The 16,689-nt window shown below is 70.0% G+C and carries 14 protein-coding genes; 8 read left to right on the plus strand and 6 right to left on the minus strand.

Translation table 11 applies throughout. From position 1 onward, the window contains the following. Window positions 1–4: 4 nt before the first annotated feature. Entirely contained in the window at window positions 5–1,039 is a 1,035-nt protein-coding gene (locus tag ACFQ2V_RS02815) for a 4-hydroxy-3-methylbut-2-enyl diphosphate reductase (protein WP_386050540.1), read from the minus strand. A 78-nt stretch (window positions 1,040–1,117) separates the two neighbouring features. Between ACFQ2V_RS02815 and xseA the strand changes: the two genes are divergently transcribed. Both xseA and ACFQ2V_RS02825 read left to right on the plus strand, forming a co-directional pair. After that, on the plus strand, window positions 1,118–2,683 hold the full coding sequence (gene xseA, locus ACFQ2V_RS02820; RefSeq protein ID WP_386051039.1) for an exodeoxyribonuclease VII large subunit: 1,566 nt from the start codon (window positions 1,118–1,120) through the stop codon (window positions 2,681–2,683). A 10-nt stretch (window positions 2,684–2,693) separates the two neighbouring features. After that, window positions 2,694–2,987: an exodeoxyribonuclease VII small subunit gene (locus ACFQ2V_RS02825; RefSeq protein WP_386050542.1), complete on the plus strand. Its 294-nt coding sequence runs from the start codon at window positions 2,694–2,696 to the stop codon at window positions 2,985–2,987. 69 nt (window positions 2,988–3,056) lie between these two features. On the opposite strand, the gene ACFQ2V_RS02830 is transcribed toward ACFQ2V_RS02825, so the two are convergent. Next, the gene (locus ACFQ2V_RS02830; protein ID WP_386050543.1) at window positions 3,057–3,737 is read right to left on the minus strand and encodes a DUF4245 domain-containing protein; all 681 of its coding nucleotides are present in this window, start codon (window positions 3,735–3,737) and stop codon (window positions 3,057–3,059) included. Between the two features lie 95 nt (window positions 3,738–3,832). On the opposite strand from ACFQ2V_RS02830, the gene glpX reads away from it, so the two are divergent. The 4 genes from glpX to ACFQ2V_RS02850 all read left to right on the plus strand — a co-directional run bounded on the left by glpX (window position 3,833) and on the right by ACFQ2V_RS02850 (window position 9,432). Further along, window positions 3,833–4,825, plus strand: a complete 993-nt coding sequence (glpX, locus tag ACFQ2V_RS02835; RefSeq protein ID WP_386050545.1) for a class II fructose-bisphosphatase — start codon at window positions 3,833–3,835, stop codon at window positions 4,823–4,825. An 8-nt stretch (window positions 4,826–4,833) separates the two neighbouring features. After that, complete coding sequence (locus ACFQ2V_RS02840; protein ID WP_386050546.1) at window positions 4,834–5,769, plus strand: carbohydrate kinase family protein; 936 nt, start codon at window positions 4,834–4,836, stop codon at window positions 5,767–5,769. A 192-nt stretch (window positions 5,770–5,961) separates the two neighbouring features. Further along, a complete protein-coding gene (locus ACFQ2V_RS02845; RefSeq protein WP_386050548.1) occupies window positions 5,962–7,659 on the plus strand; it encodes a substrate-binding and VWA domain-containing protein in 1,698 nt (565 codons plus the stop codon). Window positions 7,660–7,779: 120 nt separating this feature from the next. Further along, entirely contained in the window at window positions 7,780–9,432 is a 1,653-nt protein-coding gene (locus ACFQ2V_RS02850) for a glycoside hydrolase family 13 protein (RefSeq protein ID WP_386050549.1), read from the plus strand. Between the two features lie 109 nt (window positions 9,433–9,541). Here ACFQ2V_RS02850 and ACFQ2V_RS02855 read toward each other — a convergent pair whose 3' ends face one another. The 3 genes from ACFQ2V_RS02855 to ACFQ2V_RS02865 form a co-directional block, all read right to left on the minus strand. After that, entirely contained in the window at window positions 9,542–10,471 is a 930-nt protein-coding gene (locus tag ACFQ2V_RS02855; RefSeq protein WP_386050551.1) for a carbohydrate ABC transporter permease, read from the minus strand. Continuing rightward, window positions 10,468–11,451, minus strand: a complete 984-nt coding sequence (locus tag ACFQ2V_RS02860) for a carbohydrate ABC transporter permease (protein ID WP_386050553.1) — start codon at window positions 11,449–11,451, stop codon at window positions 10,468–10,470. Before ACFQ2V_RS02860 ends, ACFQ2V_RS02855 begins: the two co-directional genes overlap by 4 nt. Before the next feature lie 79 nt (window positions 11,452–11,530). Next, complete coding sequence (locus tag ACFQ2V_RS02865; RefSeq protein WP_386050555.1) at window positions 11,531–12,856, minus strand: ABC transporter substrate-binding protein; 1,326 nt, start codon at window positions 12,854–12,856, stop codon at window positions 11,531–11,533. 413 nt (window positions 12,857–13,269) lie between these two features. Between ACFQ2V_RS02865 and ACFQ2V_RS02870 the strand changes: the two genes are divergently transcribed. Both ACFQ2V_RS02870 and ACFQ2V_RS02875 read left to right on the plus strand, forming a co-directional pair. Continuing rightward, window positions 13,270–14,982 (plus strand): fumarate hydratase, encoded by a 1,713-nt coding sequence (locus ACFQ2V_RS02870; protein WP_386050556.1) that lies wholly within the window; start codon window positions 13,270–13,272, stop codon window positions 14,980–14,982. Window positions 14,983–14,986: 4 nt separating this feature from the next. Further along, on the plus strand, window positions 14,987–15,502 hold the full coding sequence (locus ACFQ2V_RS02875) for a beta-class carbonic anhydrase (RefSeq protein ID WP_386050558.1): 516 nt from the start codon (window positions 14,987–14,989) through the stop codon (window positions 15,500–15,502). Here the strand turns inward: ACFQ2V_RS02875 and ACFQ2V_RS02880 are convergent. Further along, window positions 15,463–16,668 carry a low temperature requirement protein A gene (locus ACFQ2V_RS02880; RefSeq protein WP_386050560.1) on the minus strand — a complete coding sequence of 402 codons (1,206 nt, stop codon included), beginning with the start codon at window positions 16,666–16,668 and terminating at the stop codon, window positions 15,463–15,465. The two genes, ACFQ2V_RS02875 and ACFQ2V_RS02880, sit on opposite strands and share 40 nt — an antisense overlap. Window positions 16,669–16,689: the final 21 nt, after the last annotated feature.

A 16,689-nucleotide genomic window follows, 5' to 3' on the forward strand; every position in this document is an offset into this window, starting at 1 on the left:
GCCGTCAGTGAAGCGAGCCGGCATCCTCGAACGCGGCGTCGTGGCGCACGGTGCCGGACTCCTCGCCCTTACGGGCCTTGAGGTCTCGGCGCAGCTCGTTCGGGAGCGAGAAGAGCAGCGACTCCTCGGCCGCAACGACGGCCTCGACCTCGCCGTAGCCGCGCTCGGCGAGCCAGCTCAGCACGTCGCGCACCAGCACCTCGGGCACGCTCGCACCGGACGTGACGCCGACGGTACTGACCCCGTCGAGCCACTCCTCCTGGATCTCGTCGGCGAAGTCGACGAGGTGGCCGTCTCGCGCGCCGTGCTCGATGGCGACCTCGACGAGGCGTACGGAGTTGGAGGAGTTGCGCGACCCCACGACGATCATCAGGTCGGTGTCCTCGGCCATCTGCTTGACGGCCAGCTGGCGGTTCTGGGTGGCGTAGCAGATGTCGTCGGAGGGCGGGCTCTGCAGCGCGGGGAACTTCTCCTTGAGGCGCGCGACCGTCTGCATCGTCTCGTCGACCGACAGGGTCGTCTGCGAGAGCCACACGACCTTCTCGGGGTCGCGGACAGTGACGTTGTCGACGTCGTCGGGGCCGTCGACGAGAGTGATGTGCTCGGGCGCCTCGCCGGCGGTGCCGACGACCTCCTCGTGCCCCTCGTGGCCGATGAGGAGGATGTCGAAGTCGTCGTCGGCGAACCGCACCGCCTCGCGGTGCACCTTCGTCACGAGCGGGCACGTGGCATCGATCGTCTTGAGGCTGCGGGCCTTCGCCTCCTCGTGGACGACCGGCGCGACACCGTGCGCCGAGAAGATGACGGTCGCGCCCTCCGGCACCTCGTCGGTCTCGTCGACGAAGATGGCGCCGCGCTTCTCGAGGGTGTTGACCACGTGCTTGTTGTGCACGATCTGCTTGCGCACGTAGACGGGCGGACCGTAGAGCTCGAGGGCCTTCTCGACGGTCACGACGGCCCGGTCGACGCCGGCGCAGTAGCCACGCGGCGCCGCGAGGAGAACCTTCTTGGCGGACGGTTGGTCGGCGGGCTGGCTCATGGCCCCATCGTAAGGGGACGCCCGCACCCCGATCCGCCGGCCCGCGGCCCCTCCTCCCTTAGGGTGACGCGGGTGAGCATGACGAGCCCGCTGCCCGACAGGGCCGCCGACACGACGGCCGAGCAGCCGTGGCCGGTGCGCGTGCTCAGCCTCAAGATCTCCGACTACGTCGACCGGATGAGCCAGCTCTGGGTCGAGGGGCAGGTCGTGCAGTTCAACCCGCGGGGCGGCACGGCGTTCCTCACGCTGCGCGACCCCGACGTCGACATGTCGCTCTCGGTGTCGGTTCCGATGAACGCCGTCAACGCGATGCCCATCCCGCTCGCCCAGGGCGCCCGGGTCGTGCTCCAGGCCAAGCCGACCTTCTGGACCAAGCGCGGCACCCTTCAGCTCGAGGCGCGGCAGATCCGTCCCGTGGGCATCGGCGACCTGCTCGCGCGCGTCGAGATCCTCAAGCGGACGCTGGCGGCGGAGGGCGTCTTCGACGCCGAGCGCAAGCGACCGATACCGTTCCTGCCGCGCCGTGTCGGGCTCGTCACGGGGCGCAGCTCGGCGGCCGAGAAGGACGTGGTCGAGAACGCCCGGCGCCGCTGGCCCGCGGTGGTGTTCGAGATCCGCGAGGTGGCCGTCCAGGGCGCGTCCGCGGTCACCGAGGTGGTCGCGGCGCTGCGTGAGCTCGACGCCCTGCCGATGGTCGACGTCATCGTCGTCGCACGCGGTGGCGGCGCCCTCGAGGAGCTGCTCCCCTTCTCCAACGAGGCGATGATCCGCGCGGTGGCCGAGGCGCGCACCCCCGTGATCAGCGCCATCGGCCATGACGTCGACCAGCCGCTGCTCGACCTCGTGGCCGACTGGCGCGCCTCGACCCCCACCGACGCGGGCAAGAAGGTCGTGCCCGACGCCGCCCGCGAACGCGGCACCGTCGACGGCGCCCGCGACCGGCTGCGGCGCGCCATCGTGCGCCGTGTCGAGTCCGAGCGGTCGGGGCTGCGCGCGCTCGTCTCGCGGCCGGTCATGGCCGACCCCGTCGCGCTCGTGCGGGCCCGCCGGCAGGAGGTCGACGCCCTTCGCACCAGGGCCACGACACGCATCGAGGCGCGCCTGCACCGGGCCGCCGACCAGACGGAGCACCTGCGCCGACAGGTCGTCGCGCTCTCACCCCAGTCGACCCTCGAGCGCGGGTATGCCGTCGTGCAGCATCGCGACGGACGCATCGTCATGGACCAGGACGACGTGGGCGTGGGCGAGCTGCTCCGTGTCCGGGTCGCCCGCGGCGACTTCGGGGTGCGGCCCGTCAGCGACGGAGCCGAGGAGGCCCCGGAGCGCGGTGGCGCGACGCGTACGGGGTCGCTGGGCGACGGCACGTCCGCGGCGCGGAAGACGGCACGCACCACGACCCGGGCGACGCGAACCGCGACCGAGGCCGCCGTCAAGCGGGGCGTGAAGAAGGCAGCCGCCAAGGCGACGACGACGGCAACCAGCAAGGCAAGCAGCAAGGCAAGCAGCAAGGCGGCGAGCGGAAGTGACGCGCACCAGGCTGCCTCGCCACCGGTCGAGCCCCTGCCCCTGGACCGCGACGGCGCCCCCGACCGCAGCCATGGCGACGCCCCCGGTCACGGCGGCCACGGCGACGGGACGTCGTAGGGTGACGCCCATGGCTGACGCGACCTCGACCGAAGGCATGTTCCCCGACATCGCCGAGATGCGCTACGAGGACGCCCGCGAGGAGCTCATCGGCATCGTCGCCAAGCTCGAGGCGGGGCAGGCACCGCTCGAGGACTCGATGCACCTCTGGCGCCGCGGCGAGGCTCTCGCCGCGCACTGCAGCACGTGGCTCGACGGCGCGCAGGCCGAGATCGAGCGCGCGACCCGGCCCACCCCCGCAGCGGCCGACGCGTCCGCGGCGGTCCACGCCGACGACGGCGTCTTCGACGACGACGACGCCTGACGACGAGCTCCGCTGACGGGCCGCGAGCTCGGCCCCCGGCCTCAGCTCGCGGGCCTCAGCTCGCGGGTCTCAGCTCGATGGCGACGGGGCGGGGGTGACGCCCGGGGCCGGCGCCACGGGTGCGAGCGCCGCGACGAACGCCTTGAGCTCGTCCTCGGGAGCGGTGCCGCTCGCGACGAGCGTGAACCCCTTGGCCCCGCTGCCGCGCGCGACGTAGGCGAGCTGCCCGAGGTCCTGGGCGACGAACCGCTCGAACCCGCGACCTGACACCTGCGCGCTGCCCGACGGCGCACCGTCGTTGACCGACCGGCGCACCCAGCCGTCCGTCACGCCGACCGCCTCCTTGAGTGCGATGTCCTTGCCGCTCGGCGTCGTCCAGACCGTCGTGAAGGTCGGCACTCCCTCGGTGCCGGGAGCGTACGTCGCGACGGTGGGCACCCAGCCCTCGCCGAGGCCCTTCGGCAGCAGGACGGGCCACGTCGTCAGGGCCGCGACCTGGCCGGCCTTGCCCGCCGCGTCGACGGCGGGCCGCTGCACCGACGTGATGCGCGGGACGATGGCCACGAGCGCGAGCACGAACAGGCCGATGACGACCATCGACCGCAGCATGTTCGGCAGGGTCCCCATCGAGTAGCGGCTCTTCACCGGCGCGGGCGTCGAGGCCGCCTCGGGGGCCGGGACGCCGGGCTCCGGCGGTGTCGGAGGAGCCGCGGGCGTCGGTGGTGTCGACGGCGTCGACGGGGTGCTCATGCGTCAATGGTCCCCGACCTGCGGACGCCGTCCAAACCCGGGTGCGCCCACCGCTAGGCTGGCGCCGACTCGTTCTGCGCCGACGGAGGACCTTGATGAAGCACAGCCAGCCGGATCGCAACCTCGCTCTCGAGCTGGTTCGTGTCACCGAGGCAGCCGCCATGGCCGGCGGACGCTGGGTGGGGCGCGGGGAGAAGAACAAGGCCGACGGTGCCGCCGTCGAGGCCATGCGGGCCATGATCTCGACCGTCAGCATGCGCGGGGTCGTCGTCATCGGCGAGGGCGAGAAGGACAACGCCCCGATGCTCTTCAACGGCGAGCAGGTCGGCGACGGCACCGGCCCCGAGGTCGATGTCGCCGTCGACCCCATCGACGGCACGACGCTCACGGCCAAGGGCATGAACAACGCGGTCGCCGTCATGGCAGTCGCCAACCGCGGCGCCATGTACGACCCGTCGGCGGTCTTCTACATGGACAAGCTCGCCACCGGACCCGAGGCGGCCGATGTCGTCGACATCCGCCTCCCCGTCTCCGAGAACATCCGGCGCGTGGCCAAGGCGAAGAACGAGACTCCGGCCGACGTCACGGTCGTCATGCTCGACCGCCCGCGCCACGAGGCCCTGGCCCAGGAGATCCGCGACACCGGCGCCCGCATCCGCTACATCGTCGACGGCGACGTCGCAGGTGCCGTCATGGCCGCCCGGCCCGGCACGGGTGTCGACCTGCTGCTCGGCATCGGCGGCACCCCGGAGGGCATCATCGCCGCGTGTGCCATCAAGTGCACCGGCGGCGTCATCCAGGGGCGGCTCTGGCCGAAGGACGACGACGAGCGGCAGAAGGCCCTCGACGCGGGCCACGACCTCGAGCGGGTTCTGGCCACCGACGACCTCGTCACCGGCGAGTGCTTCTTCGTGGCCACCGGCATCACCGACGGTGAGCTGCTGCGCGGCGTGCGCTACGGCGCCAAGTCGGCGCGCACCAACTCCCTCGTCATGCGATCGCGCAGCGGCACGATCCGCACCATCGACAGCGAGCACCGCTTCGACCGTCCGGGCTGGTTCGGCAGCGCCGAGATGATCGAGGACTGAGCGGCGCCATGACCCAGACCTCAAGCGTCCGCACCCTCGTCCTCGGCGAGGCCCTCGTCGACGCGGTCACGACACCGGGAGGCGGCACCGAGGAGCACGTCGGCGGCAGCCCCGCCAACGTCGCGTTCGGCCTCGCCGCCCTCGACCACGCCGTCGACCTCGCCACCTGGATCGCCACCGACGAGCGCGGGCGACGCATCGAGCAGGTATGCCGTGAGCGCGGGGTCGCGCTGACCGCCGGCTCGCAGGGCGCCCCCTTCACGTCGGTCGCGTACGCGACGCTCGACCCGACCGGCGCAGCCACCTACGTCTTCGACCTCGAGTGGCAGGTGGCATCGGTCCCCGGCCTCACGGCATACGGCCACGTGCACACCGGCAGCATCGGCGCCGTGCTCGAGCCCGGCGGCAGCCAGGTGCGCGAGATCCTCGCGGTCGCCCGCGGGCTCGGGGCCACCGTGTCCTACGACCCCAACGCGCGACCCGCCCTGATGGGCCTGCCCGACCAGGCCCGGCGCACCATCGAGGACTCCGTCCGGCTCTCCGACCTGGTGAAGGTCAGCGACGAGGACATCGCCTGGCTGTGCCCGGGTGAGTCCGAGGACGACGTCCTGCGAGCCTGGGGCGAGCTCGGTCCCGCCGTCGTCGTCATGACCCGCGGGGGCGATGGAGCTGTCGTGCGGCTCACACGCACCGGCGAGCAGCAGGCCCTGCCGGCGCCACGTGTCGAGGTGGTCGACACCGTCGGTGCCGGCGACTCGTTCATGGCCGGCCTCGTCTCGGGACTCGTCGACGCCGGTCTGCTCGGGGGCCCCGACTCGCGGGCACGGCTGCAGGCGGCCCGGCTCGCCGACGTGCTGCCTGCCGTGGAGCGCGCGCTGGTGACCGGCGCGCTCACCGTGGGGCGTGCCGGCGCGCACGCTCCGACCCGTTCCGACCTGCACTGACGGGCCGGGACGAGCCTCCTGAAAGGAACGTCCGAGGACAACTCGGACATTCGACAAGATGCCTCGGGGTCGGGCACCATTCTGCGCGAGCCGCTGGGTAGTTTCGGCCGGTGGTTCACCCTGACGCCCCGGTGCCGGGGCGTCCTCATGTGAGGAAACCTCGTGTCCAACCCCACCCCTCCACAACGCCCGATGGGACCGTACGAGAAGAGCCTCGTCGAGAGTCGAGCCAACCGTAAGGCCCTCGAGGCAAAGATCGCCGCAGCCCGGCGCCGCCGCGTCATCGCGGCCGTGCTGGGCGTCGTACTGCTCGCCGGCGCCGGCCTCGGCGGCTACGTCTGGTGGAAGGGCCGCGAGTCCACGCCCCTGGCCGCCCTCACCGCGGCGCCCGGCAAGAACTGTCCCGACCGCACCCCTGTGTCGCTGTGGGTCTCGGAGGCCGCGCAGCCCGCCGTGCTCGCGCTGGCCAAGGAGTACCAGGCCGACCCGCAGTCCCCGTGCGTCGACTACGTCGTGCGCGGCAAGGCACCCATCGAGGCCATGATCGGCCTCGGACAGGGCCAGCCCGACCGCCCCGACGGCTGGATCCCCGACTCGCCGCGCTGGGTCGAGCGCGTCAACGAGACGGCCAAGCTCAACGCCAAGCCCGCCGGCGCCTTCGCCAAGAGCCCGCTCGTCATCGCGATGGACCCCAAGCAGGCCGGCACGCTCGACGGCCAGCCCAAGTGGCTCGACCTCGTCGCGTCCGACAGCCCGATCCGCATGAGCGACCCCCGGTCGACGACCGCGGGCATGCTGACCCTCGCTTCCGCGCTGCCGAAGCTGTCGGCCGAGCAGGGGCGGGTCGTCATCCCCACACTGGCCAAGGGAGCCGCCCCCTCGATCGACGACCTCTTCGGCGTCTACAACGCCACTCCCGGGAAGGCTGCTGCGTTCCCGGTGTCGGAGGCCGACCTCATCGACCACAACCGCCTGTACCCGGACCACCGGATGGTCTCGGTGACCCCGAGCGAGGGCACGCCCGCCTTCGAGTTCTCCCTCGTCAACGTCGCCACCGACCCGGTGCGCGACCAGGCGGTCGAGCTGCTGCGCGCGTACCTCATGACGCCGAAGGCGGCGAAGATCTTCGCCGAGTACGGCATCCGCTCGACGGCCGTGCCCGTGACCATGCCCACGCCGCAGGGCAGCGTCGGCGAGGTGAAGATCGGCGACTCCCCCGACGCGGCCGCCGTGACCGCAGCCACCGACGTGTGGCAGTCGGCCACGACCGACTTCTCGATCCTCTCCGTGTTCGACGTCTCGGGGTCGATGAAGGACAAGGTCGGCGACACCACCCGCGTCGCCATCACGCAGGAGGCGGCCGGCATCGCCCTCGCCGCCCTGCCCAAGACGACGAAGCTCGGCCTCTGGGTGTTCTCCATCGGCATCGGCGGCGGGGGTGTCGACTACAAGGAGCTGGCCCCGATCGGTCGCCTCGACGACGACAGCCACCGGACGCAGGTGGCCACGGCCGCCGCGACGCTGTCCAAGAACGTCGGCGGTGGCACCGGCCTCTACGACACCATCTGGGCCGCCTACCAGAAGGCGAAGACGCAGTACGACCCCGAGCGGGTCAACGCCGTCGTCATCCTCACCGACGGCCGCAACGAGGACCCGAACGGCATCTCGCTCGAACAGCTCAAGGCCAACCTGCGCGCCGCGAACGACCCGGACAAGCCGATCGCCATCACCACGATCGGCATCGGTCCCGACGTCGACCCGAACGCGCTGTCGCAGATCTCGAAGATGACCTTCTCCGACTTCTACGCAGCCCCCTCACCCGCCGACATGACGACGGTCCTGGCCCGGGCCCTGTTCGACCACGAGTGCAAGAACGGCCGCTGCGTCTGACGTCACAAGAGCCCCGGCTCCCGGTTCGGCCGGCGGCCGGGGCTCCCCCGTGCTCTGGACCTGCGCCGACGAGGTGGGTTGGATGAGTCGTGGCGTCGACCCGACGGGAGGAGCACGCAGATGACCCAGCCGAGCACGCCGGCGACGGGGGCGGACTGGTGGCGGCAGGCTGTCGTCTACCAGATCTACCCGCGCAGCTTCGCCGACCACAACGGTGACGGGATCGGTGACCTCGCCGGCGTCCGTTCCAGGATCCCCTACCTCGCGGACCTCGGCGTCGACGCCGTCTGGCTCAGTCCGTTCTACCCGTCCGCCCTCGCCGACGGAGGCTACGACGTCGACGACTACCGCGACGTCGACCCCGCGATCGGCACCCTGGACGAGTTCGACAGGCTCTCCGACGTCGTCCACGAGCACGGGCTCCGGTTGATCATCGACATCGTCCCGAACCACACGTCCAACCGGCACGCGTGGTTCCGTGCCGCCCTCGCGTCCGGGCCGGGGTCGCCCGAGAGGGCGAGATACCACTTCGTCGATGGCGAGGGTCCCCACGGCTCCCGACCGCCGTCCGACTGGCAGGCGTCGTTCGGGGGCCCGGCGTGGAGCCAGGTCGCCGACGGCCAGTGGTACCTGCACCTGTTCACACCGCAGCAGCCGGACCTGAACTGGGACAACCCCGAGGTGAGGCAGGAGTTCCTCACCACACTCGGATTCTGGGCCGACCGGGGCGTGGACGGTTTCCGGATCGACGTGGCGCACATGCTGGCCAAGGACCTGAGCCGCCCCCTGCCGAGTCATCTGGAGGTCACGGCCGACATCCCGATGGACGGCAGCCACCGGTTCTACGACCGCGACGAGGTCCACCAGATCTACGCATCGTGGCGCAAGCTCTTCGACACCCACGACCCTCCCAGGATGGCGGTCGCCGAGGCCTGGGTCCCGGCACAGCGGCGGCGCCGGTACGCCTCACCCGAAGGCCTCGGGCAGGCATTCAACTTCGACCTCCTCCAGGCTCCCTGGGAGGCCGGGACCTTCCGACGGGTGATCGAGCAGAACCTCGCCGAGGCCCGCGCGACCGCCAGCCCCCAGACCTGGGTGCTCTCCAACCACGACGTGGTCCGGCACGCCACCCGGTACGGCCTCCCCGACGGGACCGATCTGGCCTCGTGGCTCATGAGCGACGGCGCCGACCCACGCGAGGACGTCGCCGCCGGTCTGCGCCGAGCCCGTGCCGCGACCCTGCTGACCCTGGCCCTGCCGGGCTCGGCCTACGTGTACCAGGGCGAGGAGCTCGGTCTGCGTGAGGTCGCCGCGCTCCCTCGTGACCGGCTCCAGGACCCGACGTGGGAGCGGACGGGTCACCAGGCCAAGGGACGTGACGGCTGCCGGGTCCCGATCCCGTGGACCGCCGACGGTCCGTCCTTCGAATTCGGGCCGGGCCCCGCGCACCTCCCGCAGCCCGAGTGGTTCGCCGACCACGCCGTCGCGGCACAGCAGGGCGACCCCTCCTCGACCCTGAGCCTCTACCGCGCGGCGCTGCGCGTTCGGCGACGGCTGCTCGCCGCGGAGCCCGGTGACGACCTGTCCTGGGTCGACGTGGACGGGCATGACGGCCTGCACTTCAACCGGGGAAGCTGGTCGGTGGTGACGAACTTCGCGACCGCGCCGTTGGCGCCTCCTCCGGGAGAGGTGGTGCTCTCCTCGGCACCGTTGCTCGACGACGGCCGCCTCGGTCCGGACACCACGGCGTGGGTCGTCAGCGAGCGCACCTGAGGTGTCGGACGCACCCGCGGGTCGGGCGCGGACGAGGAGCGGCCGGCACACTGCCGGCCCGGAGCTCGCGAGCTCCGGGCCGGCAGTGTCGGTGGACGCCTCGCCGAGGTCAGCCCTTGACGGCGCCCGAGGTCATGCCGCGGATGAAGTACCGCTGCAGCGCGAGGAACACGATGATCGGCACGATGATCGTGACGTAGCCAGCCGCGGGTATGAGCTCTCGCCCTGCGCCCGTCTGTCCCTGGAGGCCCTGCAGGGCCACCGTGGCCACGGTGTTGTCGCCGCGTCCGAGGAAGATCAGGGCGACGAGCAGGTCGTTCCAGACCCAGAGGAACTGGAAGATCGCGAACGACGCGAGGGCCGGCGTCGACATCGGCATGATCAGACGCCAGAAGGTCGTGAAATGGCTGGCGCCGTCGATCTTCGCCGACTCGATGACGGCCGTCGGCAGACCCGACATGTAGCTGCGGAGGATGTACACCGCGAGCGGCATGCCGAAGCCGACGTGCGCAAGCCACACCGCGATGAACGTGCCGTTGAGCCCGAGCCCGGAGTACAGCTTCACCAGCGGCACGAACGCCACCTGGTTGGGCACCACGAGCAGCGCCACGATGATGATGAAGACGACGTCGCGCCCCTTCCACTGCATGAAGGTGAACGCGTATGCCGCAAAGGCGGCGATCAGGATCGGGATGACCGTCGCGGGCAACGCCACGATCAGGCTGTTGACGAAGGCCTGCGCCATCGGGATGCCCGCGGTGTCGGACGTCAGCACGTTGCTGTAGTTCTGGATCGTCCACGACGACCCGAACGGGTTGAAGAACGCCGTCCACCAGCCCGAGGCGAACTGCTCGTCGCGCGGCCGGAACGAGTTGACGAGCATGCCGAGCGCGGGCACCATCCACGCGATGCAGAGGATGAGCAGTCCGATGCGCACCGGCCAGGTGGCCGACCCCGTGCCGGTGCCCAGCTTGCTCTGCCTGAGGACCTGCGGCTCGTCGGCAGGGGTGCCGGTGCCGGGTTGGATCGTCGTGGTCATCGTGCTGCCTCCTCGGCCCTGAAGTGCCGGACCTGGTAGATGAGGATCGGGATGACGGCGATCAGCAGGATGACGACGATCGCGGCCGCATAGCCGTTGTTGCCCTGGGTGTAGAGCTCGTCGTAGAAGCGTCGTGCGATCACGTCGGTGTTGTAGGCGCCGTTGGTCGTCACGTAGACGACGTCGAACACCTTCATGACCCCGATGAGGACCGTGATGAAGACGGTGATCACCGTCGGCCAGATCTGGGGGACGATGATGCTGAAGAAGATCCGCCGTTCACCTGCACCGTCGATGCGACCGGCCTCGACGGTGTCCTCGGGCACGCCCTTGATCGCCGCCGACAGCAGCACCATCGAGTAGCCGACCTGCGTCCAGATCAGGATGATCATGAGCATCAGGCTGTTGAGGTGCAGGGTGTCGGTGCCGTACCAGAAGTTCGGTCCCTTGTTGAAGAGGCCGAGGAAGGCGTTGAGCAGACCCGTCTGGGGCGTGCCTTCGGGCTGGTAGTCGTAGATGGTCCGCCAGATGGTGGCGGCGCCGACCATGCTGATGGCCATCGGCAGGAAGATGAAGGTCTTCGCCGTCTTCTCGCCCTGTGGCCGGAGGCGGTCGGCGAGCACCGCCACACCGAGTCCGAGCACCACCGTCAGGGCCGGCACGATGATGATCCACAGGACGTTGTTGAAGAGCACCTGCAGGAACGTCTTGTCGGTCAGCACGTCGGTGTAGTTCTTGAAGCCGACGTAGGCCGTCGAGTCCTCGTTGGCGAAGCTGTACTGGATGGTGACGATGGCCGGGTAGATGAGGTAGACGGCGATCGCGAGGATCGCCGGGCCGGCGAACATCCAGGGCTTGACCCGGTCCTCCCACCGCCCCTTCAACGACTCCGCGAGCTTGTTGAGGATCCAGAAGATGATCACGGCGCCGCCGATACCGCCCAGGATCGCGATCACCGCGTTGGCAATCTTGATTGCCATGGCACTTCCTCTCTCGAGTGGGAGAACGCGCTGTCGACCGCGGGGGCAACCAGGTGGTCACCCCCGCGGTCAGGCGGCGTCAGCTACCGGTCTTCGGGAAGCTGTCGTCGATGTTGTTGAGCGTGGTGTCGAGGTCCTGCTGACCCGAGAGCCACTTGACCGGCTCGGTCCAGAACGTTCCCGCGCCGACCTTGGCGGGCATCGCGTCGGACCCGTCGAAGCGGGCCGCGGTCGCCTTGTAGAGGACGTCGGAGGCGATCGTCTGGAGCGTCTTGTTGGGCAGGAGCGTCACGTCGGCCGTCTTGTGCGGCGAGAACGCGCCGTTCTTGGCCTGCTGGGTGCCGTTCTCCTTGCTGGCGATGAAGTTGCGCAGCTTGAGGGTGTTCGGGTCGTTGTTGAACGCCGCCGCGAGGTCGCCACCGACGAGAACCGGCTTGTCGCCCTCGGTCTTGGCCGGGAAGGCGAGCGGCTTGGTCTCGGTGTCGAGCTTGGAGATCACGGCGTCGGGGAAGCCACCCTTGTTGGCCACGAAGGTCGCCTGCTTGAAGAGGTAGCAGCCGGGAGGCTGGGCGAAGAGTGCGTTGCCGCCGGTCTGGAAGTTCGTCGCCACGATGGACTTGGTGCCGCCGCGCACGAAGCCCTCACCGAAGGCGATCTTCTGGAGGTACTCCCACGCCGGCTTGATCTCGGGGCTGTTGAACTTCAGCTGGCCCTTGACCCACTTGTCGTAGTTGTCGGGGCCGGCGAAGCGCAGGACGAGGTCCTCGATCCAGTCGGTGATCGGCCAGCCGGTCGCCGCTCCGGACTCGGCGGCGATGCACCACGGGGTCTTGCCCTGGGACTTGATGTTCTGCGTGAGCGTCAGCAGCTCGTCGAGAGTCTTGGGGTCCTGGTAGCCGGCCGCCTTGAAGGCGGGGCCGTCGGTCCACAGGATGCTCTTGACGCTCACCTCGTTCGGCAGGCCGTAGACCTTGCTGTCGGCGCACGTTCCGGCCTCGACGAAGCCCGGGACGAGCGTCTCCTTGTCGGTGGCCACGGTCGCGTCGTCGAAAGGCACGAGCTTCTTCTGCTTGGCCAGGTCACACATCAGGCCGGGTTGCGGGAAGAGTCCCACGTCGGGCGCGTTGCCGCCCTGCACGCGGGTGCGGATCTCGGTGTCCCACGATGCGGCCTTGGTGAACTTCACCGTGATGTTGTTCTGCTTCGCCCAGTTCTGCACGTCGACCTTGAAGCCCGGCTCGGTGTCCGGTCCGAGGCCGTACATGACCTCGATGGTGCTCTTCCCCGGCCCACCCGCCGTGCCGGCGTTGGTCGAGGACCCCGAGTTAGACGACAAGCAGCCTGACGCGAGTCCCGCGACGGTGATGCCGATCAGGGCCGTGAGCCCCGCTTTTCGGTTCAACATTCCTGCTCCTCCTCAGAGGGTTGGGGGCTTCTTTGGCCCCAGGCTGACCAGCCACGCCAAGGTGACCGGCTTCCACAGGAGCCCGACCGTCGGGCCGGGTGTCGTGCAGACGAGGCGGCGAAGCCCCGTCGTGTGTCCGTCACTCTCACCCAACACCAGAAGTGTGACCTCCGCCATAGCGCTGCAAATATTTGCGGAGTTGTGACCGCGCCTGTCCGAGGTTGCGGCACAGGAGGGCCCACGTCCGTTGTCGGTCGGGTTGTCCGTATCGGTGCTCTACCCACTCGTGCGCCGTCCCGGACGGGCTCACCTGCTGGGCCGTGTCGCACCGGGGCCAGCCGACCGAATAGGCTCTCTGCGGCGTCAGGTTCGCGACGGCGTGACCTCGGAGCGCCGGAAGGACGAACGAGGACATGGCGGAATTCAGCTACGAGGACCTGCTGCCGATCGGCGCCGACGACACGCCCTACCGGCTGCTGACGACCGAGGGGGTGCACGCCGTCGAGGGCCCCGGGGGCCGCACCTTTCTCGAGGTCGAGCCCGAGGCGCTCCGGCTGCTCACCGAGACGGCGATGCACGACATCGCCCACTACCTGCGCCCCGCGCACCTCCAGCAGCTGCGCAACATCCTCGACGATCCCGAGGCGAGCAACAACGACAAGTTCGTCGCGCTCGACCTGCTGAAGAACGCCAACATCGCCGCCGGTGGCGTGCTGCCGATGTGCCAGGACACCGGCACCGCGATCGTCATGGGCAAGCGCGGCCAGCACGTTCTCACCGCCGGCACCGACGAGAGGGCCGTCAGCGAGGGTGTCTACGACGCGTACACCCGGCTCAACCTGCGCTACTCGCAGATGGCGCCGATCACCACGTGGGACGAGAAGAACACCGGCTCCAACCTGCCCGCGCAGGTCGAGCTGTACGCCGACACGGCGCCGGGCCATGAGGCGCAGTACAAGTTCCTCTTCATGGCCAAGGGCGGCGGATCCGCCAACAAGAGCTACCTCTACCAGGAGACGAAGGCGATCCTCAACGAGGAGGCCATGATGCGCTTCCTCGACGAGAAGCTCCGCTCCCTCGGTACGGCAGCCTGCCCGCCATATCACCTCGCGATCGTCATCGGCGGCACGAGCGCCGAGTTCGCCCTCAAGACGGCCAAGTACGCGTCGGCGAAGTACCTCGACTCGCTGCCCACGTCGGGGTCGCTCACGGCGCACGGCTTCCGCGACACCGAGCTCGAGGAGAAGGTGCTCGAGCTGACGCGGCAGTTCGGCATCGGCGCGCAGTTCGGCGGCAAGTACTTCTGCCACGACGTACGCGTCGTGCGCCTCCCCCGCCACGGCGCGAGCCTGCCTGTGGCCATTGCGGTCTCGTGCTCCGCAGACCGGCAGTGTCTCGGCAAGATCACGTCCGAGGGCGTGTTCATCGAGCAGCTCGAGACCGACCCCGCACGCTTCCTGCCCGACGCTGGTGCGGTCGACCTCGGCGAGCACGAGGACGACGCCGTCGGGGTCAGCTCGACCAGCAGGAACGTCGTCGTCAGGATCGACCTCAACCAGCCGATGGACGACATCCTCGCCGAGCTGGGCAAGCACCCCGTCAAGACGCGCCTCTCGCTCACCGGGCCGCTCGTCGTCGCCCGCGACATCGCCCACGCGAAGATCAAGGAGCGGCTCGACGCCGGCGAGGAGATGCCGCAGTACCTCAAGGACCACCCCGTCTACTACGCCGGCCCGGCCAAGACCCCCGAAGGTATGCCGTCCGGCTCGTTCGGCCCGACGACCGCAGGGCGCATGGACTCCTACGTCGACCAGTTCCAGGCCGCCGGCGGCTCGAAGGTGATGCTCGCCAAGGGCAACCGGAGCAAGCAGGTCACCGACGCGTGCGACGCGCACGGCGGTTTCTACCTCGGCTCGATCGGTGGACCGGCAGCCCGCCTCGCGCAGGACTGCATCAAGCACGTCGAGGTGCTCGAGTACGAGGAGCTCGGCATGGAGGCGGTGTGGAAGATCGACGTCGAGGACTTCCCGGCCTTCATCGTCGTCGACGACAAGGGCAACGACTTCTTCGCCGAGGTCGGCAAGCCCATGGCCTTCACCATCACCAAGCGACCCGGACTGGAGTGACAACGTGACCGAGAACGTCTCTACCGCAAAGGGTTTCGACGACCTGATCGCGGCCAACCGTGCCTATGCCGAAAGCTTCGACATGGCGGGCTTCGATGGAATCGCCCGAGCCGGCGTCGCCATCGTGACGTGCATGGACTCCCGCATCGACCCGCTGGGACTCGTCGGCCTGCGGCCCGGTGACGCCAAGATCTTCCGCAACCCCGGCGGGCGTGTCGGCAGCGACGCCCTCGAGGCGCTCGTCCTCGCGACCCATCTGCTCGGTGTGGAGCGCATCCTCGTCGTGCCGCACACGCGCTGCGCGATGGCCTCCAACACCGAGGCCGAGCTGCGCGAGCGCGTGGGCGCCAGCGCCGGCGAGGACGCCTCGTGGATGACCTTCCACGCGATCGCCGACCAGGAGCGCGCGCTGCGCGAGGACCTCGCCCGGGTGCGCACCCACCCGCTCATCGCCAGGGGTGTCGAGACGGCCGGCTTCATCTACGACGTCGACACGGGCCTCCTCCGCCGGGTCGACTGACCGTCTCCCTCCGAGCTGATCACGTGGTGGGCCACGGCGGCCGCGAGCGCGAGCCCGGTGGTGAGCACCGTGACGCCGACCGGGGGCGCCAGTGCCGCGACGCCGACCACGAACAGCCCGACAACGACCCCGACCCGCCGCTCGACCGCCGGCGCTCCCGCCAGAGAGTGCATGACGGTCAGGCACCACACGTAGACGGCGACGGCTCCGGCGAGGGCCAGGCCGACCACGCGCGGCGACGTGTGCGCCGCACCCTGGACGAGGTCGACGGCGGCCGCGAGCCCGACACCCGTCGCGGCGACGGACGCGAACACGAGGTAGTGGCCGTAGCCCGTGAGGAAGATGCTGCCGATGGAGCCTTCGAAGAGGCTCGCGTGCTCGCGCTTGAAGTAGAGCCACCACATCGAGAAGACGATGAGCAGCCCGCCCACCACCAGCGCGACCAGCCCCGTCCGCGCGCCCGCGACCAGCGCTCCCTGGACCGCCTGCACCGACGCGAGCACCACCTCACCGAGCACGATGAGGGTCAGCAGCGCGTACCGCTCGGCGATGTGGTGCGGGTGGAACGGCGTGAACCCGCGCCGCTCGGCGACGACGGGCACCAGCAGCTCGAGGACGACGAGCGCGAAGAAGGACACCATGAGCACGCTGCTCCCGTCGAGCAGCAGCCGCGCGATCCAGAGAACCTGAACGGCCGAGATCCCGACGGCATACGTCAGGGCGGTGCGCCGCCCCTCCGGGTGACCCCGGGCAGCACGCAGCCACATCGCGACCATGGCGAAGCGCATCAGCGCGTACCCGCCGACGACCAGGCCCGACTGCCCGTCGTCGAAGAGGTCGGGGATGCCTGCAGCCAGCATGAGCGAGCCGGCCATGATCGCGAAGGTCAGCAGGCGGTAGGGCACGTCGTCGGAGTCGTAGGACGAGGCGAACCACGTGTAGTTCATCCACGCCCACCAGATGGCGAAGAAGACCATGACGAAGCGCACGAGGTCGCCCAGGTGCCCCCCGGCGAGCCCGTGGTGCCACTCACCCGCCGCGCTCGCGATGGCGACGACGAAGACGAGGTCGAAGAAGAGCTCGAGCGGCGTCGCGACGCGATGCTCCTCGTGGGGGTCACGGGGCTGCATGCGTCGCGAGAGCGGCACGGCGTCGGCGTGGCTCACGACACCGAGTCTGCCAGCATC

This window comes from Terrabacter terrigena, assembly GCF_042676085.1.
GTDB lineage: Bacteria > Actinomycetota > Actinomycetes > Actinomycetales > Dermatophilaceae > Terrabacter > Terrabacter terrigena.

Coding starts and splice junctions, on each gene's coding strand:
- ACFQ2V_RS02815 (WP_386050540.1), bottom strand. CDS start 1,039: ATGAGCCAGCCCGCCGACCAACCGTCCGCCAAGAAGGTTCTCCTCGCG.
- xseA (WP_386051039.1), top strand. CDS start 1,118: ATGACGAGCCCGCTGCCCGACAGGGCCGCCGACACGACGGCCGAGCAG.
- ACFQ2V_RS02825 (WP_386050542.1), top strand. CDS start 2,694: ATGGCTGACGCGACCTCGACCGAAGGCATGTTCCCCGACATCGCCGAG.
- ACFQ2V_RS02830 (WP_386050543.1), bottom strand. CDS start 3,737: ATGAGCACCCCGTCGACGCCGTCGACACCACCGACGCCCGCGGCTCCT.
- glpX (WP_386050545.1), top strand. CDS start 3,833: ATGAAGCACAGCCAGCCGGATCGCAACCTCGCTCTCGAGCTGGTTCGT.
- ACFQ2V_RS02840 (WP_386050546.1), top strand. CDS start 4,834: ATGACCCAGACCTCAAGCGTCCGCACCCTCGTCCTCGGCGAGGCCCTC.
- ACFQ2V_RS02845 (WP_386050548.1), top strand. CDS start 5,962: ATGGGACCGTACGAGAAGAGCCTCGTCGAGAGTCGAGCCAACCGTAAG.
- ACFQ2V_RS02850 (WP_386050549.1), top strand. CDS start 7,780: ATGACCCAGCCGAGCACGCCGGCGACGGGGGCGGACTGGTGGCGGCAG.
- ACFQ2V_RS02855 (WP_386050551.1), bottom strand. CDS start 10,471: ATGACCACGACGATCCAACCCGGCACCGGCACCCCTGCCGACGAGCCG.
- ACFQ2V_RS02860 (WP_386050553.1), bottom strand. CDS start 11,451: ATGGCAATCAAGATTGCCAACGCGGTGATCGCGATCCTGGGCGGTATC.
- ACFQ2V_RS02865 (WP_386050555.1), bottom strand. CDS start 12,856: ATGTTGAACCGAAAAGCGGGGCTCACGGCCCTGATCGGCATCACCGTC.
- ACFQ2V_RS02870 (WP_386050556.1), top strand. CDS start 13,270: ATGGCGGAATTCAGCTACGAGGACCTGCTGCCGATCGGCGCCGACGAC.